General features: G+C 59.2%; 22 protein-coding genes. 8 read left to right on the top strand and 14 right to left on the bottom strand.

The genetic code is table 11. From position 1 onward, the window contains the following. Positions 1-51: 51 nt before the first annotated feature. Positions 52-912 (bottom strand): copper homeostasis membrane protein CopD, encoded by an 861-nt coding sequence (gene copD, locus KGB03_RS13990; RefSeq protein ID WP_223527313.1) that lies wholly within the window; start codon positions 910-912, stop codon positions 52-54. Between the two features lie 3 nt (positions 913-915). Continuing rightward, positions 916-1,281 (bottom strand): copper homeostasis periplasmic binding protein CopC, encoded by a 366-nt coding sequence (gene copC / locus KGB03_RS13995; RefSeq protein WP_111452237.1) that lies wholly within the window; start codon positions 1,279-1,281, stop codon positions 916-918. Positions 1,282-1,421: 140 nt separating this feature from the next. On the opposite strand from copC, the gene KGB03_RS14000 reads away from it, so the two are divergent. Continuing rightward, positions 1,422-2,042: a TetR/AcrR family transcriptional regulator gene (locus KGB03_RS14000; protein WP_008149783.1), complete on the top strand. Its 621-nt coding sequence runs from the start codon at positions 1,422-1,424 to the stop codon at positions 2,040-2,042. A 99-nt stretch (positions 2,043-2,141) separates the two neighbouring features. Here the strand turns inward: KGB03_RS14000 and preA are convergent, their stop codons facing one another. The 3 genes from preA to hydA form a co-directional block, all read right to left on the bottom strand. After that, entirely contained in the window at positions 2,142-3,416 is a 1,275-nt protein-coding gene (gene preA, locus KGB03_RS14005) for an NAD-dependent dihydropyrimidine dehydrogenase subunit PreA (RefSeq protein WP_223527314.1), read from the bottom strand. Then, on the bottom strand, positions 3,417-4,784 hold the full coding sequence (locus KGB03_RS14010; RefSeq protein ID WP_223527343.1) for an NAD(P)-dependent oxidoreductase: 1,368 nt from the start codon (positions 4,782-4,784) through the stop codon (positions 3,417-3,419). Between the two features lie 154 nt (positions 4,785-4,938). Further along, positions 4,939-6,378, bottom strand: a complete 1,440-nt coding sequence (hydA, locus tag KGB03_RS14015) for a dihydropyrimidinase (RefSeq protein ID WP_223527315.1) — start codon at positions 6,376-6,378, stop codon at positions 4,939-4,941. A gap of 552 nt (positions 6,379-6,930) precedes the next feature. Between hydA and KGB03_RS14020 the strand changes: the two genes are divergently transcribed. Both KGB03_RS14020 and KGB03_RS14025 read left to right on the top strand, forming a co-directional pair. Next, positions 6,931-8,415 (top strand): NCS1 family nucleobase:cation symporter-1, encoded by a 1,485-nt coding sequence (locus KGB03_RS14020; RefSeq protein ID WP_218537860.1) that lies wholly within the window; start codon positions 6,931-6,933, stop codon positions 8,413-8,415. Between the two features lie 166 nt (positions 8,416-8,581). Next, positions 8,582-9,865, top strand: coding sequence for a Zn-dependent hydrolase (locus KGB03_RS14025; protein ID WP_223527316.1), 1,284 nt, complete (start codon positions 8,582-8,584; stop codon positions 9,863-9,865). Positions 9,866-9,944: 79 nt separating this feature from the next. On the opposite strand, the gene KGB03_RS14030 is transcribed toward KGB03_RS14025, so the two are convergent. Both KGB03_RS14030 and KGB03_RS14035 read right to left on the bottom strand, forming a co-directional pair. Beyond that, positions 9,945-10,358 carry a DUF6691 family protein gene (locus KGB03_RS14030; protein WP_111452245.1) on the bottom strand — a complete coding sequence of 138 codons (414 nt, stop codon included), beginning with the start codon at positions 10,356-10,358 and terminating at the stop codon, positions 9,945-9,947. Between the two features lie 2 nt (positions 10,359-10,360). Further along, positions 10,361-10,795, bottom strand: coding sequence for a YeeE/YedE family protein (locus tag KGB03_RS14035; RefSeq protein WP_111452246.1), 435 nt, complete (start codon positions 10,793-10,795; stop codon positions 10,361-10,363). Between the two features lie 172 nt (positions 10,796-10,967). Here KGB03_RS14035 and KGB03_RS14040 point away from each other — a divergent pair, with 172 nt between their 5' ends. Both KGB03_RS14040 and sigJ read left to right on the top strand, forming a co-directional pair. Then, a complete protein-coding gene (locus KGB03_RS14040) occupies positions 10,968-11,402 on the top strand; it encodes a carboxymuconolactone decarboxylase family protein (RefSeq protein ID WP_223527317.1) in 435 nt (144 codons plus the stop codon). Between the two features lie 4 nt (positions 11,403-11,406). Continuing rightward, complete coding sequence (sigJ, locus tag KGB03_RS14045) at positions 11,407-12,300, top strand: RNA polymerase sigma factor SigJ (protein ID WP_223527318.1); 894 nt, start codon at positions 11,407-11,409, stop codon at positions 12,298-12,300. Positions 12,301-12,369: 69 nt separating this feature from the next. Here sigJ and KGB03_RS14050 read toward each other — a convergent pair whose 3' ends face one another. Further along, positions 12,370-12,828 (bottom strand): hemerythrin domain-containing protein, encoded by a 459-nt coding sequence (locus KGB03_RS14050; RefSeq protein WP_223527319.1) that lies wholly within the window; start codon positions 12,826-12,828, stop codon positions 12,370-12,372. 302 nt (positions 12,829-13,130) lie between these two features. Between KGB03_RS14050 and KGB03_RS14055 the strand changes: the two genes are divergently transcribed. Next, positions 13,131-14,627 carry a helix-turn-helix transcriptional regulator gene (locus tag KGB03_RS14055; protein WP_111452250.1) on the top strand — a complete coding sequence of 499 codons (1,497 nt, stop codon included), beginning with the start codon at positions 13,131-13,133 and terminating at the stop codon, positions 14,625-14,627. A gap of 128 nt (positions 14,628-14,755) precedes the next feature. Then, the gene (locus KGB03_RS14060; protein ID WP_218537862.1) at positions 14,756-15,004 is read left to right on the top strand and encodes a DUF1652 domain-containing protein; all 249 of its coding nucleotides are present in this window, start codon (positions 14,756-14,758) and stop codon (positions 15,002-15,004) included. Between the two features lie 413 nt (positions 15,005-15,417). Here KGB03_RS14060 and KGB03_RS14065 read toward each other — a convergent pair whose 3' ends face one another. From KGB03_RS14065 to KGB03_RS14075, 3 genes are all read right to left on the bottom strand, one after another. Further along, positions 15,418-16,533 (bottom strand): Gfo/Idh/MocA family protein, encoded by a 1,116-nt coding sequence (locus KGB03_RS14065; RefSeq protein WP_223527320.1) that lies wholly within the window; start codon positions 16,531-16,533, stop codon positions 15,418-15,420. Between the two features lie 181 nt (positions 16,534-16,714). Further along, the gene (locus KGB03_RS14070) at positions 16,715-17,482 is read right to left on the bottom strand and encodes an SDR family oxidoreductase (protein ID WP_008149805.1); all 768 of its coding nucleotides are present in this window, start codon (positions 17,480-17,482) and stop codon (positions 16,715-16,717) included. A gap of 33 nt (positions 17,483-17,515) precedes the next feature. Then, positions 17,516-18,583, bottom strand: coding sequence for a phosphotransferase family protein (locus KGB03_RS14075; RefSeq protein WP_095128210.1), 1,068 nt, complete (start codon positions 18,581-18,583; stop codon positions 17,516-17,518). Between the two features lie 188 nt (positions 18,584-18,771). Between KGB03_RS14075 and KGB03_RS14080 the strand changes: the two genes are divergently transcribed. Beyond that, positions 18,772-19,167 (top strand): DUF4280 domain-containing protein, encoded by a 396-nt coding sequence (locus KGB03_RS14080; protein WP_111452254.1) that lies wholly within the window; start codon positions 18,772-18,774, stop codon positions 19,165-19,167. Positions 19,168-19,365: 198 nt separating this feature from the next. Here KGB03_RS14080 and KGB03_RS14085 read toward each other — a convergent pair whose 3' ends face one another. Genes KGB03_RS14085 through KGB03_RS14095 form a run of 3 tightly spaced genes read right to left on the bottom strand, consistent with a single transcriptional unit; the run spans position 19,366 to position 22,545 of the window. Then, positions 19,366-19,908, bottom strand: coding sequence for a toxin-antitoxin system YwqK family antitoxin (locus KGB03_RS14085; RefSeq protein ID WP_218537865.1), 543 nt, complete (start codon positions 19,906-19,908; stop codon positions 19,366-19,368). A 12-nt stretch (positions 19,909-19,920) separates the two neighbouring features. Further along, a complete protein-coding gene (gene tssI, locus KGB03_RS14090; protein WP_223527321.1) occupies positions 19,921-21,930 on the bottom strand; it encodes a type VI secretion system tip protein VgrG in 2,010 nt (669 codons plus the stop codon). A 33-nt stretch (positions 21,931-21,963) separates the two neighbouring features. Further along, entirely contained in the window at positions 21,964-22,545 is a 582-nt protein-coding gene (locus tag KGB03_RS14095) for a hypothetical protein (RefSeq protein WP_223527322.1), read from the bottom strand. Positions 22,546-22,606: the final 61 nt, after the last annotated feature.

Raw genomic sequence — 22,606 nt, forward strand, 5'->3', positions numbered from 1 at the left:
GTGAATGTCAGACCGTCATCGCGAGCAGGCTCGCTCCCACAGGTTTTGTGTTTAGCTCACGATCATCGGGGGCATGGTGCCCAGAAGTGAAACCGCTGCCACCGCTCCCATCCCAAGCAACCATTCGAAGATGACGCTGCTTTTCAGAGCAGTCGGACGCTGTTCGCAATCGTTGATCTGCAGCCGATTGAACAACGCCAGCCCCAGCATCGCGGCGACCAGCACAACCTTGATCAACAGTATCAGCGCAAACCCGGACAGCAACGGCGTTGGCCAGAACTGCCCGGTGAGTACCCGCACGTTGATCAACCCGGTCATCACCAACCCCGCCACCAAGACGTAACCAATGCCGCTGAAGCGTTGCAAGGTCGCCTTGATGGAATGCACTGTCGGCTGCCGCAGGATCATCACCAACAACATCAAGCCGCCGAGCCAGGCGCCGACGCAGGTCAGGTGAATGATTTGATTGAGGATCAACAATTGGCCGTTGAGGCCATCGAGCATGGCCCCGTGGCCGACCGGGGCGAGGGTGGCCAGCAGCAGGCTGGCGAGGCCGATTCGCAGGGGCAGGTTTGCACGCAAGGGTGTCATCAGCAGCGCGACCAACAACGCATTGAGCAGCAAATGCCAGCGCCAGACCTGGCCGAAAAATGTATTGCCCAGCACCAGTCGCAAGGTCGTCGGATCGAATGCCGCTTCCCACGAACCGGCCATGCTGGCGGTGATCAGCAGCAACCAGCTAACGCCAGTGACCAACGCCACCGCCGCCAGCCAGCGGGTTGTTTTCGTCAGTCGCTGATCCAGATGTCCAGCGTCGCCATTGACCAGCAGAGGCCTGAACACCCACGCACCGAACAGCATCAGCACGACGGTGAAATGCACAAAGCGGCACAGCACCAGCGCGCTCGTCATGAATTACTGGCCAACCTTGAAGCTATAGGCGCCTTCGCTTTTGTGGGTATCGACCGACACCGCGTGCCATTCGACTTTGTAGGCACCCGCTGCCAATGGTGCGGCCGGGGTGACGACCAGGGTTTTCTTGTCGCTGCCTTCGGTGGCGAGGCTCTTCACCGGCACGTTGCTGCCGTCCTTGCTGATCGTGACTTTGGAAAAGGTTGCTTCAACGCCTTCGGAAAACACCAGGCGCAGTTCCGACGGTGCGCCCACCGTGCTGTCGGCGGCCGGGGTCTGGGCTTTCAGATGGGCGTGAGCAAATACAGATGAAGCGACGAACAGCGAGCCGAGCAGGGCGACGGTGGTCAGGGTTTTCTTGAGCAGCATCGTGGAACACCTCTGAGGCGGGTTCGAAAAGGCGCTCAGTCTACCTGCGAGAAGCTGGCTGTACGAAGTTTCGTTTTCCCTTGTCGCCGCGAGGTAGAGCGGATGCTAGTCTTGAGCAACGCTGTTGTCAGGGAGCCCTCATGGGCAATCACAAGATCGAGATTCGTCGCAGTAACGTCGAAAAAATTCTGTTGGGAGCCGAAAAGGTTTTCGCCGAAAAAGGTTTCGGTGGCACCGCCATGGCCGACATCGCCGCCGAAGTGCAACTGCCGCGCTCCAACCTCCATTACTACTTCAGTACCAAGAGTGAGCTGTACAGCGCCGTGCTGTTGGGTTTGCTGGAAGTGTGGAAACAGGACGCGCTGTGCTTCGAGATGTTCGACGACCCGCGCGTGGTGCTCAGCAGCTACATCCGCGCCAAGATGAACCACTCCCGCAGCCGGCCTTACGGCTCCAAAGTCTGGGCCAACGAAATCATCCATGGTGCGCCGACCCTGGGTGAGAAACTGGACGTCAGTCTGTACGACTGGGCCAAGATGAAAGAAGCGAAAATTCGCCAGTGGGTGGATGACAAACGCATCCTGCCGGTGGAACCTTCGAGCTTGCTGTACATGATCTGGGCGTCGACCCAGCACTACGCCGACTTTGATCATCAGGTGAATATTCTGAATGACCATCAACCGTTGTCGGACATGCAGTTCGAGCGGGCGGTGCAGACGGTGACGAGTGTGATCTTGCGGGGGATTGGATTAGAACCTTGAAGCTTGCGGAGCAGCTGCCGCCCTCATCGCGAGCAGGCTCGCTCCCACATTTGAAATGCATTCCAATGTGGGAGTGAGCCTGCTCGCGATGGCGTCCGTTCAGACTGTCACGTGATACGGATTCCTCGGATCATGATTCCAATCCAGAAACGGCTTCCCGTTCTCGATCGGCACCATCTCGATACAATCCTGCACCGGGCACGTGATCTGGCACAGATTGCACCCCACGCACTCATCATCAATCACTTCATACTTATGCGTCCCGTCCGCCTGCTTAAGGCTCGCTACCGCCTGGTGCGAAGTATCTTCGCAAGCAATGTGGCAACGACCGCAACCAATGCAGGCCTCCTGGTCAATTTTGGCAATCACCTGATAGTTAATGTCCAGGTACTTCCAGTCCGTGGTGTTGCCCACCGCACGCCCGGAAAAATCAGACACGCTGGCGTAGCCCTGACTGTCCATCCAGCGTGACAACCCGTCCTTCATCTCCTCGACAATCCGGAAGCCATGCAGCATCGCCGCCGTGCACACCTGCACCGAGCCGCTGCCCAGCGCGATGAATTCCGCCGCGTCGCGCCAGCTGCTGATGCCGCCAATGCCGGAGATCGGCAGGCCTTGGGTCTGTGGATCGCGGGCGATTTCGGCGACCATGTTCAGCGCAATCGGCTTCACCGCCGAACCGCAATAACCGCCGTGGGTGCTTTGACTGCCCACGGCGGGATTGGCGACCATGCGCTCCAGGTTGACGCTGGTGATCGAGTTGATCGTGTTGATCAACGACACCGCATCCGCACCACCGCGATGGGCTGCGCGGGCGGCGACGCGAATGTCGGTGATGTTCGGTGTGAGCTTGACGATCACCGGCAGCGAGCAATACGTCTTGCACCAACGGGTGACCTGCTCGACATACTCCGGCACCTGGCCGACCGCCGCACCCATGCCGCGCTCCGGCATCCCGTGCGGGCAACCGAAGTTCAGCTCGATGCCATCGGCGCCGGTGGCTTCCACCAGGGGCAGGATGCTTTTCCAGGATTCTTCGACGCAGGGCACCATCAGCGACACGATCAGCGCGCGGTCCGGCCAGTCCTTTTTGACCTGAGTGATTTCCCGCAGGTTGATCTCCAGCGAGCGATCGGTGATCAGCTCGATGTTGTTGAAACCCACCACTTCGCGGTTGGCACCGAAGTGCGCCGAGTAACGCGACGACACGTTGACCGCCGCCGGGTCTTCACCCAGGGTTTTCCAGACCACGCCACCCCAGCCGGCCTCGAAGGCGCGAACCACGTTGTAGGCTTTGTCGGTCGGTGGCGCGGAGGCCAGCCAGAACGGATTGGGGGCTTTGATGCCGGCGAAGACAATCGAGAGATCGGCCATTTACGCAGCCTCCACGTTGAGCATGAGTTGGGCGTTGATCGCCTCGGCGGCCCGTTTGCCGTGCTGCACGGCCTGCACGGTGAGGTCCTGATCGAGACTGGTGCAGTCGCCGCCGGCGTACACGCCGGGGATGCTGGTGCGCAGGTTTTCGTCCACTTGAATCCGCTCGCCTTGACGCTTGAGCTCCCGGGCCAGTGGGTCGGCGAGGGCGCTGGCGTCGAAGGCCTGGCCGATGGCTTTGAAGATGGCGTCTGCGGCCAGTTCGAAGGTTTCGCCGGTGGTTTGCAGGCGACCTTCGACTAACCCTGTACGGGCGAAGCGCATGCCGCGTACTTGGCCTTGATCATCGAGTAGCACTTCTTCAGGTTGAGCCCACGTCAACAGGCGCACCTGATTGGCCTTGGCGATGTCCTGTTCGTGACCGGTCGCGCCCATTTCCTCGAAACCGCGGCGGTACACCAGATTGACGTCGCGTGCCCCCAAACGTGCCATTTGCACGGCCATGTCGATGGCGGTGTTGCCGGCGCCCAAAACGATACAACGGTCAGCGAGGGGGAGTTGGGTCAGGTCATCGGCCTGACGCAGTTCGCGGATGTAGTCAGTAGCGGCGAGCAGGCCCGGTGCATCTTCATGGGCTAGCCCCAGCTGTTTGCTGGCGGCCAGGCCCAGCCCAAGGAACACCGCATCGAACTGCTGATGCAGATCGCTGAGGGTCAGGTTCTCTCCAAGTTTCTGCCCGTGGCGGATTTCGATTCCGCCGATTTCCAATAGAAATTCAAGTTCCTTCTGCGCGTAATCGTCCACCAGTTTGTACTTGGCGATCCCATATTCGTTGAGGCCGCCAGCCTTTTCCCGCGCCTCGAAAATCACCACGTCATGACCGTGCATGGCACTGCGGTGAGCGCAGGACAACCCGGCCGGACCGGAGCCGACCACGGCGATGCGCTTTCCGGTTGAGGCAGCACGGGTGAAGGGGTGTTCGCTGAAGTGTGCGTTGTCGACGGCGTAACGCTGCAACAGGCCGATCAGCACCGGTGCGCATTCATGGTCGTTGTTGCGCACGCAGGCTTGCTGGCAAAGCACTTCCGTCGGGCACACCCGGGCGCAACTGCCGCCGAGGATGTTCGCCGAGAGTATTTTCTGCGCGGCGCCCTGAACGTTTTCCTGATGGATATTGCGGATGAACGACGGAATGTCGATCTCGCTTGGACAGGCATTCACGCACGGCGCGTCGTAGCAATACAGACAGCGCGAGGCTTCCAGATGGGCCTGGCGGTCGTTGAGCGGTGGCGCCAGATCGGTGAAATGGCCGGCGAGGGCGGCCGCATTCTCGTGCGGATGCGGGAGGTGGTTCAGGGTCTTGATCACGGTGTTGGCCTCACGGTTATTGAGGTACTGCCTCTGATGGGCATTGAGCTTTTCGTCGTCAGGGCTGCCGCCTTCGCGAGCAAGCCCGCTCCCACATTTGAAATGCATTCCCCTGTGGGAGCGGGCTTGCTCGCGAAGGCCGAAGGCCTCGATTTCAGCGTTTCACCGCTGTCGGCCTGTTCAACTCAGCCCGCTTGCTCAGCAAATCAAACACCGCCGGATACGCCGGCCGCTCGACATACCGCCCGGCACCGCGCTCGGCGCGCAAATCACCATCGACCCACACCACCCGACCCTGGCTGACGGTGTGGCTCGGCACACCGCGCACGGTCTTGCCTTCGAAGATGTTGAAGTCCACTTGCTGATGGTGAGTCTGTGCTGAAATCGTCCGCGTACCTTCCGGATCCCACAGCACCAGGTCCGCATCCGCACCCACGCGAATCGCGCCTTTGCGCGGGTAGAGGTTGAAGATTTTCGCGGTGTTGGTGGAGGTGAGCGCCACGAAGTGCTGCATCGACAAACGCCCGGTGTTCACCCCTTCATGCCAGAGCACCGCCATGCGGTCTTCGATACCGGCCGTGCCATTGGGGATCTTGCTGAAGTCGTCGCGGCCGGCGGCTTTTTGCTCGGCACAGAAGCAGCAGTGGTCGGTGGCGGTGGTGTGCAGGTTGCCCGATTGCAGACCGTGCCAAAGCGCCTCTTGATGTCCGCGCGGACGAAAGGGCGGGCTCATCACGTAACCGGCGGCGGTCTGCCAGTCCGGGTGTTGATAGACGCTGTCGTCCAGCAGCAAATGCCCGGCCAGGACTTCGCCGTAGACTTGTTGGCCCTTGCTGCGGGCGTAGGTGATTTCGTCGAGGGCTTCCTTGGTCGAGACATGCACCAGATACAGCGGCGTGCCTAACGTTTCGGCGATGCGGATCGCCCGACTGGCCGCTTCACCTTCCACCTGCGAAGGGCGCGACAACGGATGCGCTTCGGGGCCGGTCATGCCCTGGGCCATCAACTTGCGTTGCAGGTGATAGACCAGCTCACCGTTTTCCGCATGCACGGTCGGCACGGCGCCCAATTCCAGGCAGCGCTCGAAACTCGCAACCAAAGTGTCGTCGGCGGCCATGATCGCGTTCTTGTAGGCCATGAAATGCTTGAAGCTGTTGACCCCGTGTTGGCTGACCAGCTCGGCCATTTCCTCGCGCACCTGTTCGCTCCACCAGGTGATCGCGACGTGGAAACCGTAATCCGACGCCGACTTCTCGGCCCAGCCGCGCCACTGATGAAAGGCTTCCATCAAGGATTGCTGCGGGTTGGGAATCACAAAGTCGATGATCGACGTCGTGCCACCGGCAAGTCCTGCCGCGGTGCCACTGAAGAAGTCTTCACTGGCCACCGTGCCCATGAAGGGCAGTTGCATGTGCGTGTGCGGATCGATGCCACCGGGCATCAAGTATTGGCCGCTGCCGTCGAGCACTTCGGCACCCGCCGGAACATCAAGATTTTCGCCGATGGCTTTGATCACGCCGTCGGCGCAATAGACGTCGGCGCGATAACTTTCATCATGGGTAATAACGGTGGCGCCACGGATCAACAGAGACATTCCGAGTTCCTCGCAGGCAATGACCGACTGGTGCCGGTTCTAAATGTTTTATATGAAGCCTGCGCAAACAGGTGTATTCCTGTCAGCGCTGTCAGGAATAAACGCTAGTCTGAGTTTGAGGATTGAGCAAGAATATTTTTTATAAGCTTATATATGTTTTAAGTAACTGATAATTAACGATTAAATCGTTAGATCACCAAAATGGTGAGGCCTCTCACCATTTTGACGCACTTGACAGGTTGTAAAAATAGACGAGATTTCTTATGTGAAATCAGCCGCTTGAGGATGGTCTATGGTTGATGCGCGACGTTGAAAAAAAGTGGTGTGCACCAGATTGAGTCCTGACTGTTCGGACAACTTGCCTGGCATTTGGCCTGAGTGAACAAGCAAGTAACCGATGACTCATCGGCTATTTAAATAAAACTGATAAACATCAGTTGGTTACAAAGTTTTTATGGAACTGCCCGATGCGCAAACGGGGTAACCGGCACGTTAATTGATGCCGCCAGCCCCTGATGAGCAAAAAATAATTCAAAGAACAGTGGAGCGGCCATGCAACAGATCAGATCGCAAGTGACCGAGCGCGACGGCTTGTTTGAGCTCGAAGCCGGCAGTGATGTCCTCGACAGCCCCCGTTTCAACCACGACATGGCACCGACCAAGGTGCGCGAACGCACCTGGAACAAATGGCACATCACCGCGCTATGGATTGGCATGGCGGTCTGCGTGCCGACCTACACCCTCGGCGGCGTGCTCACCGCGTATTTTGGCCTGAGCGTCGGCGAAGCGCTGCTGGCGATTCTGTTCGCCAACATCATCGTCCTGATCCCGTTGACCCTGAACGCCTTTCCCGGCACCAAATACGGCATCCCGTTTCCGGTGTTGTTGCGTTCGTCCTTCGGCATCCTCGGCTCCAACATTCCATGCCTGATCCGGGCGCTGGTGGCGTGTGGCTGGTTCGGCATTCAGACGATGTTCGGCGGGCTGGCCATTCACCTGTTTCTCGGCTCGGTGTTCGACGGTTGGAAATCCCTTGGCGGTACCGGTGAAGTGATCGGGTTCATGATGTTCTGGGCCTTGAACCTGTGGGTGGTGATACGCGGTGCGGACTCGATCAAATGGCTGGAAACCCTCTCGGCGCCGTTGTTGATATTGGTGGGTGTGGGCCTGTTGGTATGGGCGATGCCGAACGTGTCGATGACTGAGTTGCTGGCGATCCCGGCCAAACGTCCGGAAGGCGCGAGCGTGGTCAGTTACTTTGCCGCCGGGCTGACCGCCATGGTCGGGTTCTGGGCCACCTTGTCCCTGAATATTCCGGATTTCAGCCGCTATGCAAAAAGCCAGAAGGATCAGATCGTCGGGCAGATTATCGGCTTGCCCCTGACCATGTTTCTGTTCGCCTCCCTCGGCGTGGTGATGACCGCCGCCTCGGTAAAACTGGTGGGCGTCACCGTCTCCGATCCGGTCACCCTGATCGGTCATATCCAGAGCCCGGTCTGGGTCGCACTGGCCATGGCGCTGATCATCATCGCCACGCTGTCGACCAACACGGCGGCCAACATTGTTTCGCCGACCAACGATTTCCAGAACGTCGCCCCCAAGCTCATCAACCGCACCACAGCGGTGATGCTCACCGGCCTGGTCGGCTTGGCGCTGATGGCCCATGAGCTGTTGAAGAAGCTCGGTTTGATCGTCTCGGATTTAAGCCTGGAGACGGTGTATTCCAACTGGTTGCTGGGTTATTCGAGCCTGTTGGGCCCGATCGCCGGGATCATGGTGGTGGACTATTTCCTGATCAAGAAACAGCAACTGGACCTGGCCGGCCTCTATCGCGATGACGTTTACCCTGCGTGGAACTGGTTAGGGTTCATCGCGTTCGGCGTGCCGGTGGCGCTGACGCTGCTGTCGCTCGGCAGCAATGCATTCAGTTGGTTCTACGACTATGGCTGGTTCACCGGCTCGGTGCTGGGAGGGCTGATTTATTACGGGTTGTGCTCGATGCGGCCCAGCCCGTCTGTTGCGAAATCTCCGGTGTGAATACGGGCCTCTTCGCGGGCAAGCCCGCTCCCACAGGGATTGAGGTCGTACACAAATGCTGTGTACACCCGATTCACTGTGGGAGCGGGCTTGCCCGCGAAGACGGCCTCGAATACACCCAAGAAATGCCTGAAGAAACCTATAACAACTGCCTGAGGAGATCATCATGAACGCTGCCGTAGACGTTCTGCAGTCCACCCATCAGCACATCAACCGCGACCGTCTGTGGCAGTCGCTCATGGATTTGGCCAAGCTCGGCGCCACGGTCAAGGGCGGCGTCTGTCGCCTGGCCCTGACCGACCTCGACCGCCAGGCCCGGGACATTTTCGTCAACTGGTGCGAGGAGGCCGGTTGCACCGTCAGCATCGACGCCGTCGGCAACATCTTCGCCCGCCGCCCCGGCCGCAACCCGAACCTGCCGCCGGTGATGACCGGCAGCCACATCGACACCCAACCCACCGGCGGCAAGTTCGACGGCTGCTTCGGCGTACTGGCCGGCGTCGAAGTGCTGCGTACCCTCAATGACCTCGGCGTGGAAACCGAAGCGCCGCTGGAAGTCGTGGTCTGGACCAACGAGGAAGGCTCACGCTTCGCTCCGTGCATGATGGGCTCCGGTGTATTCGCAGAAAAATTCACCCTCGAAGAAACCCTGGCCAAGGTCGATGCCGAGGGCGTCACCGTCGGTGAAGCCTTGAACGCCATTGGCTATGCTGGCGAGCGCAAGGTCAGTGGCCATGCCGTCGGCGCCTATTTCGAGGCCCATATCGAGCAAGGCCCGATCCTCGAAGACGAACACAAAACCATCGGTGTGGTGATGGGTGCCCTCGGGCAGAAATGGTTCGACCTGAAACTGCGCGGCGTCGAAGCCCACGCCGGCCCGACACCGATGCACCTGCGCAAGGACGCCCTGGTCGGCGCCGCGGTGATCGTCGGTGCAGTCAACCGCGCCGCCCTCGGCCATCAACCCCACGCCTGCGGCACCGTCGGCTGTCTGCAAGCCTATCCCGGCTCGCGCAACGTCATCCCCGGCGAAGTGCGCATGACCCTGGACTTCCGGCATCTGGAACCGGCGCGGCTGGACTCGATGATCGCCGAAGTCCGCGAAGTCATCGAAACCACCTGCGAGGAACATGGCCTGACCTTCGAACTCACACCCACTGCGGACTTCCCGCCGCTGTACTTCGACAAAGGTTGCGTCGAAGCGGTACGCGGTGCTGCTCAAGGGTTGGGCCTGTCGCACATGGACATCGTCAGCGGAGCAGGGCATGACGCAATCTTCCTCGCCGAACTCGGCCCGACCGGGATGATCTTCGTACCGTGCGAAGGCGGCATCAGCCACAACGAAATCGAAAACGCCGCGCCGGATGACCTGGCGGCCGGGTGTGCGGTGTTGTTGCGGGCGATGCTGGCGGCTTCGGCGGCGATTGCCAGCGGAGAATTGGCGGCCTGAAACGCAAAAAACCGTAGCCTTCGGCAATGAGTGCGCCGCCGAAGGCTACGACTTCTAGAGGCAGACCTGGCGAGGCGATTTAACGACGCGCTTGCAACAGGCTGAATAGCAACATCCCCGCCAGCATGGCAATCGCAAACACCCACGCCTGCCAATGCCCCGTCGGCAACAGCACCAGCGCCGGCCCGGGGCAGATGCCCGCAATGCCCCAACCGACCCCGAACAGCAAACTGCCACCGATCAAGCGTCGATCCAGTTCACGACTGACCGGCAACTGCATAGGCTCCCCCAGCAATGACTTGGATTGTTTCATGGCCCAGTGAAACGGCACCCAGGCCACGGCAATCGCCCCGATCATCACCAGCGCCAGGGAGGGATCCCACAGACCGGCGATATCGAGAAACCCCAGTACTTTGGCCGGATTGGCCATGCCGGCCAACAGCAGGCCGATGCCGAACAACAGGCCGGCGAGGAAAGCCGTGAGTTTTTTCATGTTCAAAACCCCAGTAGATGGCGCAGCACAAACACGGTCACAAAGCCCGCGAACATGAAGCTCAACGTTGCGACGATGGAGCGTGGTGACAGCCGCGAGATACCGCACACCCCGTGGCCACTGGTGCAACCAGAGCCATAACGGGTGCCGATGCCGACGCACAGTCCGGCGATGATCAACCCGACGATGCCGGACTTGAATTCAATGGTCGGCCACACCTGAAACAGCGCCCACAATAGGGGCGCCGCCAGTAGTCCGAGGATGAACAAGGCTTTTTCGCCCCGTCCCGAATCACCTGGCGATAGCAGACTGCCGAGCAATCCACTAATCCCGGCGACCCGTCCATTGGCCATGACCATCACGCTGGCCGCCACGCCGATCAACGCTCCGCCTGCCAACGCGGACCAAGGTGTGAAATGCAGCGTATCCAGCATCATGGCAACTCTCCAGGCAGGTAAGGGACAACATTAAATCACTCTTTTACCTGAGCTTAGGGCAGCCGCCGCGAGAAGGCGCTACGACCAAAAGATCAAAGTTTTTATCGGCGCGTCACAAACCATAACGCTGGATCGTCATCTCGTTGAATCCCCCAAACAGTGGAGCAACACGATGTCGTCCAATACCCAACCGGTCAACCTGCTGCAATCGATTCCTCAGGTGTTCGAAAGCCTGACCCAGGTCCATGTCACCCTCGACAGCCACGATCTGGACCCAACCCTCAAACACTTGCTGCACCTGCGTGCCTCGCAGATTAACCAGTGCGGTTTCTGCGTGAAGATGCACACTCGCGAGGCCCGTGAGGCCAATGAAACCAACGAACGGCTGGACCGCTTGATCGTCTGGCGCCACGTCAGTGATTTCAGCGCCGCCGAACGCGCCGCCCTGGCTTGGACCGAAGCCCTGACCGTGCTCGATGAAAAGACCGACTACGCCAGCCTGCGCGGTGACTTGCGCGACCACTTCAATGACGCGCAAATCGGTGCCTTGACGGCCGAGATCGGCATGATCAACCTGTGGAACCGTTTGCAGGTGTCGAGGCACTGATTTGATGAACTCCGCTGAAAACGCCGCCGCTGTGTTCGAGCAGCGCCGGCCCTTTTTGCTCGGTCTGGCGTATCGCATCCTCGGCTCCCGCGCCGAAGCCGAGGATGTCGTGCAAGAGCTGTTCATCAAATGGCTGGAGGCCGACCGCGCCGCCATTGCCACGCCGGCCGCCTGGCTGACCACGGCGTGCACCCGGCACTGCATCGATTTGCTGCGCTCTGCTCACACGTCGCGGGTTGATTACATCGGCACCTGGCTGCCGGAACCGATTCACACCACCCATCACGACTCACCCGAACACCGGCATGAACTGGCCTCGTCGCTGTCCACCGCGTTCCTGTTGCTGTTGGAGCGGTTAACCCCCAAGGAGCGTGCGGCGTACCTGCTCTACGAAATTTTCGACATGGATTACGCGCAAGTCGCGGATGCGGTCGGGGTTCAAGAGGCTGCCTGCCGCAAACTGGTGTCCCGAGCCAAGGCCAGCCTCGGCAGCGGGCAAACGCGCTTTCAGCCGGAACCGGCGCGTCAGGACCAGTTGCTCAACGCCTTCCATAGCGCCATCGCCAGCGGCTCGACCAACGCTCTGATGGCGATGCTGAGCGAAGACGTCGAACTCTGCGCCGACAGCGGCGGCAAGGCCTCGGCGATCCGCGAAACGTTGTCTGGCATGTCCAGCGTGCTGGATTTCATTGGCCAGTCGTTGCACGTCTATTGGCAGACTTGCGAATGGCTGCCCAGCGAAATCAATGGTGCTCAAGGCGTGATCATCAAGGCGGACGGGGTCATTACTGCGTCGATGACCTTTGGTTTTGATGAAGGGGGGCGGGTGAGCCGGATTTTCATCATGCGTAACCCGGAGAAGTTGGCGGGGTTGCAGGATTTGTTGGATGTGCAGTGACGCAGTGCAGCGGCGTTGTGCCCCAGAGCGAAGGGATTTGCAATATTGACGGTATACGGTGAGCTCCAATTAATGCCATTGACGCGTTATTTCCTGCCACTGATCGTCTGACAGCCACTTATCTGCCACCGGAAAGAAAATATTTTCCTCCGAGTCCATATGATCGAAATATTTTTTGATGAAATCCTCGACAGTGTCAGCAATTACTCTCGGTTCCAGAGTTGTGTCCTCCAATGTCTTCAACTGTCCGGCAATGCGTCCAAATGCTTGGTGATCTCGCTCGATATCCTTGACCCGTTGGTGGATCGGTGCCTCAGTCGCTAGCAAGGCCAGCCGAATAAGTTCTTCATTTTCGTGGTGGTGTCGCTCTGCATCACCATGCAAGGTTTCCAGCATCTTGAACAACAGATTGCAGTCATCAGCACCATCGGGTTCATGCTTCATCTTTCTCAGCAACTCTTTGATCTGAGTAATTTTTATAGCCACCTCATGATGATAGGCCTGAAGTTCTTTCAACAAGACGTTCATATCAAATCCTCACGACACCAAATCATCACAGAGAAATATTCTTTAACCAGCAATCTCCAAGGATACCCAAGCCTTTAAATTTCCATATTTATCAATAGCTTTCCAATCGCGCCCAGCAGAACTATTTACCCTTTTGAGTATAGGCGAGCACAAAGATCTCACCTCCGGAAATTTGCCGTCCTCGTCACAGGGATCGCGTTCGCAAGATCCCGCAGGTGAGCCATTTGCACTATCCCACCCCCTCGCGGTCGTAATCTTCACAGGGCGGCGCATGAATGCGCCGCCGTACGCGTGGAGATCCAATGAGCCAGGACGTCCTGACCACCGAAACCAATCGCCGTCAGTTGCAGCAGATCATCGCCGGCCTGTCCGATGGGGTGATTCTGCTGGAGCTCGACCAGACCCTTCTCTGGGCCAATGACGCCGCGTTGGCCATGCACGGCGTCGGGCAACTCAGCGAGCTGGGGGCGGATGCCAGGGAGTACGCCAAGCGCTTCGCCTTGCGTTATCGCAATAATCACCCGGTTCAGACCGACAATTATCCGATCAGCCGCGTCGCCCGAGGCGAGTCCTTCAGTGATGTGTTGGTTGAGGTGACGCCTGCCGACGACGAAGAGCGCACCTGGGTTCACAGCGTGCGCAGCATGGTGTTGGCCGACAGCGCTGGCAAGCCGGAGTCGCTGGTGCTGATCATGAACGATGTCACGGAGTGGGCCAGCGCCGAACAGCGTTTCGAAAAAACCTTCAATGCCAACCCGGCCCCGGCGGTGATCTGTCGCCTCAGCGATTTACGCTACATCAAGGTCAACCCGGGTTTCCTGGAGATGACCGGCTATACCCGTGATCAGGTGATCGGCCGTTCGACCTATGAACTGGACGTGCTGGAGGGCGCCGAAAACAGAGACCTGGCCAAGCAGCGGTTGCGCGAAGGGGTGACCATTCCGCAAATGCAGGCGCAGTTGCAGTTAGCCGAAGGTGGCAGCAAACAGGTGATCGTCGCTGGCCAGCCCCTTGAACTGAACGACGAAGCCTGCATGCTGTTTTCCTTCGTCGACATCGAGCCTCGGCATAAAGCCGAAGTCGCCCTGCGCCAGAGCGAGGAACGTTTTGCCAAGGCTTTTCGACTGACCCCTGTGCCGATCCTGGTGTGCAACGCCGTCGATCAGGTGGTGATGGACGTCAATGAAGCCTTCCTCGATACGCTCGCGTATTCCAGTGAGGAAGTGCTTGGTAAATCGGTAACGCAGATCGATTTTATTGATGACACAGGTGCCCGCGCGCGACTGTTTACGGCGCTGGAAAAAAACGGAAGCGTGGATCGTGTCGATGTCCGGGTACGCAAGAAAGGCGCCGGGCTGATCGATTGTGCGGTCTCGGCCGACACCGTGAACATTCAGGACCGGCCCTGCTACCTGCTGGTGTTTATGGACATCACCGAACGTAAACGCACGGAGCTGGAGTTGGTGTCGGCGATCGAAGAGGTCATGAAAGACGCCTCCTGGTTCAGCCGCACGCTCATCGAGAAACTCGCTAACGTGAAAAACGTCAACTCGCCGCTGTTGCCTAGTGTGTCTTTCACCGACCTGACTGCCCGCGAGCGTGATGTGCTTGGCCTGATTTGCGAAGGCCTGGCCGACAAGGAAATCGCTGCACGGCTCAAACTTGCACCGAATACGGTGCGCAACCATGTCTCGACGGTGTATTCCAAGCTCGATGTTCACAGTCGCAGCGAGGCGATTGTCTGGGCTCGCGAGCGCGGTTTGTTCTCCAGCGAGTGGCGGCCCAAGGCTCAGCGTTAGGTGCAAATGCACTACTCGATGGGGTGCAAATTGATGTTCTGGACGGGGGCGGCAGTTCTTAGGCTGTAAGGGTGCGATACAGGTCTTCAGGTATCGCGTCCTTTCAAAACAGCGACAGGAACTGCCAGATGATTTATGTGACGCAATTGCGTATGCAACTGGAGCGGAGCTTTTCGCCGTTGGCCTGTGAGTGCAAGGTTACGGGTGAACATTCACTGACGGTGAAGCTCTATCATCCGGTGTCGGGGCAGGTGGATCTGGTGGTCAGTGGGTTGAGCGTGGCCAACCTCAGAACGCCGGAGGCGGTGGCAGCGTTGATCGAAGAGCTGCGTTATGAACTTGAGAGCAACACATTGCATTGTCGCGAGACATCTTAGGAACTGTCAGGTTTTGCCGACGGTCGTACAAGGAATACGAGAGTATTTTTCTGTGACCGGTCCGCGGATACGCGGTGAGAACGTTGGGTCGCGGAATATGTCGATCACTTACCGCGGGTCAATCTATGAAAAGTCTTGGGAAACGCACTTTTACAACACTGTCGTTCGCACTCTGCATGGCGATTCTGGGTGGTTGTGCGAGTCCGCCACCGCCACCTCCCGCTGCACCGCCTCCACCCCCTGTGCGCACCTGCCAAACCACTGAAAATACTGATGTACAAGGCGATGTGAGGGCTGAGGGGCAGGTGACCCGGGAAACGACGCTCACTCGTTGCGTTACTCAATAAGCCTCCATCGGCTCACGCTGAACCGCCAGCGGCACTGTGCTGCTGGCGGGTGTCCGCGCGTTTCGCTCAGACTTCCTCGATCCTGACCCAACGCGACTCCCGCGCTGCCAACCGGATCGCCGTCGCCAGGCGTTCGACTTCCCACGCCTGTTCGAAATCCGTTCCACCCTGAGACAAGCCTGCCAGCGCCATCACCAGATCATGGACTTCCAGCGTCTTGAGTTCGTTGTAACCCAACTGATGCCCTGCCGCCGGACTGAACGCCGCATAACCCGGCAGATTCGGCCCTGCCAGCAAGCGTTGGAAACCGTCCTGGCCGGCACGAAACAGACGCAGTTCATTCAGGCGCTCCTGATCGAACACCAGCGTCCCTCGGGTGCCGCTGATTTCAAAACTCAGGTGATTCTTGTAGCCGTGCTTGAGCCAACTGCTGCTGAACGTGCCACGGGCGCCGTTGGCAAATCGCAACAAGGCGTGGACCTGATCGTCGACCGCGATACTGCGTTGTTCCGGGCTGCCCGCCGTGGCGGGACGTTGCCGGTGCACGGTCTGGGTGTCGGCGCTCACTGCCTCGACATCGCCCACCAGATAGCGGGCCATGGCCAACAAGTGACTGCCCAGATCGGCCAGTGCGCCACCGGCATGATTGGCATCGCAACGCCACGACCAGGGCGACGCGGGATCGGCCATGAAGTCTTCGCTGAATTCACCCTGGAAACTGATGATCTGACCCAGGTCGCCGTTTTCAATCAGCTCCCGGGCCAGCCCGATCATCGGGTTGTGCTGATAGTTGTAACCCACCCGCGTCACCACGCCTGCCGCTTTGGCCGCCAGGCGCATGGCGTCGGCCTGTTGCAGATTCACCGCCAACGGCTTTTCGCAATACACCGGTTTGCCGGCGGCGAGGGCGGCCATGGCCATGGGGTAATGCAGGTGGTTGGGTGTGGTGATGGCGATCAGATTGACCTTGGGGTCATCGATCAGTTGCTGCCAGTCGCTATGCGCGGTGTCGAAACCCCAGGCGTCGGCGCAGTGGCGGGCACGCTGCGGATCGGCGTCGGCCAGGGCGGCGAGTTTGAGCTTGAGGGGCAGTTCGAAAACCGCACTGACGTTGCGAAACGCCAAGGCATGGGCGCGGCCCATGAAACCTGTGCCGATGAGTCCGATACCGAGTTCGCGCATAGCCGGGGTCCTTTTGGGATTTTGTTTTCAGGAGGGGCTATTTATGGAATAAATATTCCTTATTTGCAAATGGTGGAATTAATATTCTTTCGCGTGTTCGTTCCCACGCTCTGTGAACGATCATTAGCGCAAAAAAAGAAGGCAGCCCGAAGGCTGCCTTTTGTTCATCCGGTAAATCGGATCAGGACAAGAACCCACCATCCACATTCAACGACACCCCAGTGGTGTAACTCGACGCATCACTGGCCAGATACAACACCGCTCCCGCCATCTCACTCGGGTCCGCCACACGCTTGAGTGGAATCTGTTGCAGTGCGGTGTTCAAAATAGCCTCGTTTTTCACCAGTGCCGAAGCAAATTTGGTGTCGGTCAGGCCCGGCAGCAGGGCGTTGCAGCGGATGCCGAACTGCGCGCATTCCTTGGCGAACACTTTGGTCATGTTGATGACCGCCGCTTTGGTCACCGAGTAGATGCCCTGGAAGATTCCCGGCGAGATGCCGTTGATCGAGGCGACGTTGATGATGCTGCCGCCGCCGTTTTCGCGCATCAGCTTGCCGGCTTCCACCGACATGAAGAAGTAGCCGCGGATATTCACGTCGACGGTTTTCTGGAACGCGCTGAGGTCGGTGTCCAGTACGTTGCAGAACTGTGGGTTGGTCGCCGCGTTGTTGACCAGGATGTCCAGGCGCCCGAATTGTTCGCGGATGCCGGCGAAGACTTGGCTGATCTGTTCCATTTCACCAATGTGGCAAGCCACCGCAGTGGCTTTGCCGCCAGCGGCGATGATCGCGTCGGCCACGTGCTGGCAGCCGTCGAGTTTGCGGCTCGAGACGATGACGTGGGCGCCTTGCTGGGCCAGCAGTTTGGCGATGGCTTCACCGATACCACGGCTGGCGCCAGACACGAATGCGATTTTGCCGTCGAGGTCGAACAACTGAGTCTTGGACATGGTTTTTCCTTGTTATTGGGGCCAGTGGCGTGATCAGAGGCTGGATTTTGAAATGACTTGCAGGCTCATCTGCTCCAGCAGTTTGTTCATGTGAATGAACTGTGCGAAGCGTTTGTCCTGGGTCTGACCATGGAAGAAGCGGTAGTAGATCTGCTGCACGATGCCGGCCAGGCGGAACAGGCCGTAGGTGTAGTAGAAGTCGAAGTTGTCGATCTGGATGCCTGAACGCTCGGCGTAGTAATCGACGAACTCACGGCGGGTCAGCATCCCCGGGGCGTGGCTCGGTTGGCGGCGCATCAATTGCACCGGTGCCGGGTCGTCGGCTTCGATCCAGTAGGCGAGGGTGTTGCCCAGGTCCATCAGCGGGTCGCCGAGGGTGGTCAGTTCCCAGTCGAGCACGCCGATGATGTCCATCGGGTTGTTCGGGTCGAGGATCACGTTGTCGAAGCGGTAGTCGTTGTGGACGATGCTGGAGGTCGGGTGATCGGCCGGCATCTTGTCGTTGAGCCAGGCTTTGACCGCTTCCCACTTCGGCGCGTCCGGGGTCAGGGCTTTCTCGTAGCGATCGCTCCAGCCTTTGATCTGCCGCGCGACATAACCTTCGGGTTTGCCGAGGTCACCCAAGCCATAGGCGTTGTAGTCAACCCGGTGCAGTTCGACGAACTTGTCGATGAAGCTCTTGCACAGCGTTTCGGTTTTCGCCGAATCCAGACCCAGTTCCGGGGGCAGTTCGGAGCGCAGGATGATCCCCTTGACCCGCTCCATCACATAGAACTCGGCGCCGATCACCGATTCATCGGTGCAATGCACGTAGGCTTTCGGGCAGTACGGAAAGCCGTCCCGGAGCTGATTGAGGATGCGAAATTCGCGGCCCATGTCGTGGGCGGACTTGGCCTTGTGGCCAAACGGCGGGCGACGCAGGACAAACTCCTGTTCGGGGTATTCGAGCAAGTAGGTGAGGTTCGACGCACCGCCCGGGAACTGGCTGATCTGCGGCAAACCACTCAGGCCCGGAATGTGGGCCTTGAGGTACGGATCGATCAGGCTGGCATCGAGCTCTTCGCCGGTGCGGATACGGGTGGACTGGTCAGTAAGCGCCATGCTTATCCCTTCTGCTTATTTTGGAGGCCAGACATCATTGACTAATCTAATGGTGCGCCGGGGGAGCCACAAGCGTGGCACGGTCTTATAGGTTAGCGTGTTGCTGGATAATCAACGTTCCTGATGTGCGAAAGCAGCCTCGGCGGACTATGGTTCAGGGGAGGGTACTTCCAGGAAGGAGGTTTGAAATGGGTTGTCCGCAAGTCTGTGCCACCGCAACCCTGCAGTGCAGCTTCGGCGCGGCGCCAGCCGTGCTCAACGTACTGCCGGTGAATCGCATGCTGACCGCAGGCATGCCGGCGGCGAACATCATGGATCACATCCCGCTGGTCAACGTCATGCCGTTCGGCACGTGCATGAGCATGGCCAACCCGATGGTCGCGGCCGCCACCGCCGCAGCGCTTGGCGTATTGACGCCGATGCCCTGCATCCCGGCCACCGCCACCCCCTGGATTCCCGGTGGCGCGCCGACCCTGCTGCTGGGCGGCATGCCGGCCATCGATGCCAACAGCACGCTGATGTGCAACTGGGCCGGGGTGATCAAGATTGTGATGCCGGGGCAGATGCAAATGCTGATTCCCTGACTCACACGATCAAACTGTGGGAGCGGGCTTGCTCGCGAAGGCGGCGTGTCAGGCGACATTGATGTTGAATGTGAGGGCCTCATCGCGAGCAAGCCCGCTCCCACAGGGGATCTTCTGTTAATGCAGTATTTGTGAACAACAGTGATCACTGTGGGAGCGGGCTTGCCCGCGATGGGGGCATCTCAGCCAATACAAGGGTCAGGCCTCGGCCGGATCACTCCAGCGTCTGAACCACCAGCGAACCCTGGAAATCGGCTTGCCCTCGGCGTCCAGCGGTCGCCCATCAGCAGCAAAACCCTGTTCCGGCTCCAGCAGTTGACCGTTGAGATAACGGGCCTCCACGGCCGGTTGACCGTTGGGATGAAAGCGCTGATACCGCCCCTCGCGCACGCCATCGCGGTAGAACTCCGACTCGGCCAGTTGCCCATGGGGAAAGTAATTGAACGCCTCTCCATGCAGCAGCCCTCGGCGGTAAGTCGCCTTGCGCTGTAGCCAGCCCTGCGGCGCATAGAAACTGGCGATCCCCTGCAGCTTGTCACGAACAAACGGCAGTTGCGCCGAGACCTTGCCGTTGGGGTGATAGAGCAGGGTAGTGCCTTGCAGCTCGCCCTGGCTGTAGTGCAAATCAGCCTGCGCGCGCCCGTCATCCTTGATGTGCAACGCACCGTCGAGCCTGCCATCGAGCAAGCGACCTTTGAGCTGTTTATCGTTCTGCTGCAAGTCCAGCGGCGTGATGGCCATGGATTCTCCTTGTCAGTTGACCTGCACCAGACCACCCTTGATCGTCAGCATGCCGCCGCCATCCACGGTCTGCGAAGCGGCGCCCTTGTTGGTCAGGCTGATCCCTGCATCATTGGTCATTGTCGTGCCAGCCTTGTTTTCCAATGAAGTACCGGCCTGATTGCTCACGGAGGTGCCGGCTTTCTGGCTGATCGAGGTGCTGGCCTCGGCCGCCAGATCCGCACCGCTCTTGATTGAAAAACTGCCGCCACTTTGCAACGTGAGGGTACCGGTCACCTTGATCGTCAGATTGCCGTCCACGGTCAGGCTGTAATCGCCAGTGACCTTGTGCGTGTAATTGCCACCGGTGCTGTGGGTCTGGTCAGCGCCGACGGTCACTGTGCGACTGTCCTTCACATCCAGATTGTCGCTCCCCGTCTGGATGGTCACGCTGCGTTTGCCTTTCTCCAGGGTCACGGTCTCGTCGCCTTCTTTCACCGTGCGGGTGCGGGCGTTCTGCACCGTCAGGGTTTCGTCGTGGCCGACGGTGGCGGTGGTGTCGTTGAGTACGTTGATCTTGAAATCCTTCTGCGCCTGGAGAAAAACCTCTTCGGCGTCCTTCTTGTCCTCGAAGCGCAATTCGTTGAATCCACCGCCACCCTTGGACGATTGGGTCTTGATCCCGGACTGAGTCTGGTTCGCCGGCAACGCATAGGGCAGGGCGTTGTCACCGTTGTAGACGCAACCGGTCACCAGCGGCCGGTCCGGGTCGCCATCGATAAAGGTCACGATCACTTCCTGGCCGATGCGCGGCACGAACTGCATGCCGAAGCCCTTGCCGCTCCAGGGCAGCACCACCCGGACCCAGCAGGAACTGGTTTCGTCGTTCTTGCCGTCGCGATCCCACGGGAACTGCAACTTGATGCGGCCGTATTCGTCGGTCCAGATTTCTTCGCCGGACTTGCCGACGACGATAGCGGTTTGCGTATGCATCCGTGGTTTGGGCGTGGTTCGCGCCGGGCGAAACGGCGTGGCTTTGGGTATGGCTTCGAAGCGATTGCGATAATCCTCGTGACTGGCTTCGTGGGTAACTGCTGTCACCACCCAATCGATGTTCAACGTCGCGTCGTCATGCCCAGCAAGGGTGAACCAGTGCCCCGGCACCAGCCAACGGCAGTCGCTTTCACCGACAAAACGCTTCTCCTGACTGCGCAACCCATCGACCCGCTGCTTGGTCAACGCATCGCCCCGGGCCTTGGCGTTGTAGCCGCCTGGATGCTCGTACATCGAAAGCGATCCGGCCACCGCTTCAGCCTGGCCATAGAGCGACGTGGTCGGCGTGGTGAACTCATAATCCGTCGCCCGATACACCCCGGCGACGGCTTGCATGCACACCTGGCCGGAGCGGATGCCGTGCAGTTCGCGCTCGCCCAGTTGCTGACCGAGATAGGTGACCTTCGGCCCGTTGGGAATCTGCGGGAAAGCGTCGTTGCTGTCCCCGAGCACCAGCGTGTGCTTGCCATCCTCGTGGGTGAAAAACCAGAAAATCCCTTCCTCTTCCAGCAACCGCGAAACGAAGGCGAAATCGGTCTCGCCGTACTGCACGCAATACTCGCGCGGGGTGTAGTTGCCGGTCAGGGACAGTTTGAAATCGGTAAAACCATGGGCCTTGAAAATCGTGGTGACGATGTCCGAGGTCGCAAGGTTCTGAAACACACGGTTGTTGCTGGCCAGGGTCAGCCACCAGAGCCATGGTCTTAACACCAGTTGATAACGTTCGGCGGTGGCATCGGCGGGGAGTTGGCGGATTTCAGCGACCAATGCATCGAACGGGCGGAGCAGAGCATCATTGTGCAGGGTGGTGGTGACGTGGGTGGCGACGGCGGTGGTCAGGGCGAGGGAGGCGCCGTCGTTGAGGCCGTTGAGGGTTTGCGAGCCGAGTGAATTGAGCGCTTCTTCACCGGACAGCGATTCAGGGTAAAGCGCCGACAGCGAAGCGGCGGTGAGGGAGAGGCTGGTATTGCTGTCGGTGGTACGGGGCATTGAATGGCCTCAGGGAGTGGACAAGGGGAAGGCTTACCACCTGAACGTGCCACCTCTTTCATGGATTGAAGCCTGGTTATCACTGACCCACGCATCCATGTCGCGGTCTTGTCCATAGTCGTAGCTGTACATCAATACCGAATTTGCGACATAGGGAGCGAGTTGCGGTCCACAAAGCTGACAGGGGCTCAGTTCGATATAGATACGGGTGACGAAGTTGCTGTAATCACCGTCCGGAAGGGCGACGCTATTGATAGCCTGGACCAATGCACTGATTTCCGCATGCCCGCGCAGGGTCGTTACGACTTTCTTGGTCGTTGTGGTGTAGTTGCCGAGAAGATCCAGCTTCAATGCGCTGTCGCCGAATTTGTACATCAGCACGCCCCGTGCGGCATCGAAATGTTCGACCAGGGCGAAACAGGTCCCATGAGACGCCCCTGACCCCGCCAGGGCGCGGCGGTTTGAAGAGGACTCATGGCAAATACTGGCCAGGTCGGGAATGGTCCCGCCATTCGTGGCCTGGTTGGCCGCCAGCCAGGTGGCGTACAGGGGATTTGCCCCTGTCATTGCCACATTGCCACCTGAGTAACGACCGACCTTGTGTATTTCTGTCATGCCAATCTCCTGTTGAAAACTCCGGTCACTTCACTCCGTTAATTTGCCTGCCATCTATGTC

Source organism: Pseudomonas sp. BF-B-26 (assembly GCF_019956495.1).
Taxonomy (GTDB): Bacteria; Pseudomonadota; Gammaproteobacteria; order Pseudomonadales; family Pseudomonadaceae; genus Aquipseudomonas.

Excerpts from the sequence above, each read along its gene's own strand:
- copD (WP_223527313.1), bottom strand. The coding sequence starts at position 912 with ATGACGAGCGCGCTGGTGCTGTGCCGCTTTGTGCATTTCACCGTCGTG.
- copC (WP_111452237.1), bottom strand. The coding sequence starts at position 1,281 with ATGCTGCTCAAGAAAACCCTGACCACCGTCGCCCTGCTCGGCTCGCTG.
- KGB03_RS14000 (WP_008149783.1), top strand. The coding sequence starts at position 1,422 with ATGGGCAATCACAAGATCGAGATTCGTCGCAGTAACGTCGAAAAAATT.
- preA (WP_223527314.1), bottom strand. The coding sequence starts at position 3,416 with ATGGCCGATCTCTCGATTGTCTTCGCCGGCATCAAAGCCCCCAATCCG.
- hydA (WP_223527315.1), bottom strand. The coding sequence starts at position 6,378 with ATGTCTCTGTTGATCCGTGGCGCCACCGTTATTACCCATGATGAAAGT.
- KGB03_RS14020 (WP_218537860.1), top strand. The coding sequence starts at position 6,931 with ATGCAACAGATCAGATCGCAAGTGACCGAGCGCGACGGCTTGTTTGAG.
- KGB03_RS14025 (WP_223527316.1), top strand. The coding sequence starts at position 8,582 with ATGAACGCTGCCGTAGACGTTCTGCAGTCCACCCATCAGCACATCAAC.
- KGB03_RS14030 (WP_111452245.1), bottom strand. The coding sequence starts at position 10,358 with ATGAAAAAACTCACGGCTTTCCTCGCCGGCCTGTTGTTCGGCATCGGC.
- KGB03_RS14035 (WP_111452246.1), bottom strand. The coding sequence starts at position 10,795 with ATGATGCTGGATACGCTGCATTTCACACCTTGGTCCGCGTTGGCAGGC.
- KGB03_RS14040 (WP_223527317.1), top strand. The coding sequence starts at position 10,968 with ATGTCGTCCAATACCCAACCGGTCAACCTGCTGCAATCGATTCCTCAG.
- sigJ (WP_223527318.1), top strand. The coding sequence starts at position 11,407 with ATGAACTCCGCTGAAAACGCCGCCGCTGTGTTCGAGCAGCGCCGGCCC.
- KGB03_RS14050 (WP_223527319.1), bottom strand. The coding sequence starts at position 12,828 with ATGAACGTCTTGTTGAAAGAACTTCAGGCCTATCATCATGAGGTGGCT.
- KGB03_RS14055 (WP_111452250.1), top strand. The coding sequence starts at position 13,131 with ATGAGCCAGGACGTCCTGACCACCGAAACCAATCGCCGTCAGTTGCAG.
- KGB03_RS14060 (WP_218537862.1), top strand. The coding sequence starts at position 14,756 with ATGATTTATGTGACGCAATTGCGTATGCAACTGGAGCGGAGCTTTTCG.
- KGB03_RS14065 (WP_223527320.1), bottom strand. The coding sequence starts at position 16,533 with ATGCGCGAACTCGGTATCGGACTCATCGGCACAGGTTTCATGGGCCGC.
- KGB03_RS14070 (WP_008149805.1), bottom strand. The coding sequence starts at position 17,482 with ATGTCCAAGACTCAGTTGTTCGACCTCGACGGCAAAATCGCATTCGTG.
- KGB03_RS14075 (WP_095128210.1), bottom strand. The coding sequence starts at position 18,583 with ATGGCGCTTACTGACCAGTCCACCCGTATCCGCACCGGCGAAGAGCTC.
- KGB03_RS14080 (WP_111452254.1), top strand. The coding sequence starts at position 18,772 with ATGGGTTGTCCGCAAGTCTGTGCCACCGCAACCCTGCAGTGCAGCTTC.
- KGB03_RS14085 (WP_218537865.1), bottom strand. The coding sequence starts at position 19,908 with ATGGCCATCACGCCGCTGGACTTGCAGCAGAACGATAAACAGCTCAAA.
- tssI (WP_223527321.1), bottom strand. The coding sequence starts at position 21,930 with ATGCCCCGTACCACCGACAGCAATACCAGCCTCTCCCTCACCGCCGCT.
- KGB03_RS14095 (WP_223527322.1), bottom strand. The coding sequence starts at position 22,545 with ATGACAGAAATACACAAGGTCGGTCGTTACTCAGGTGGCAATGTGGCA.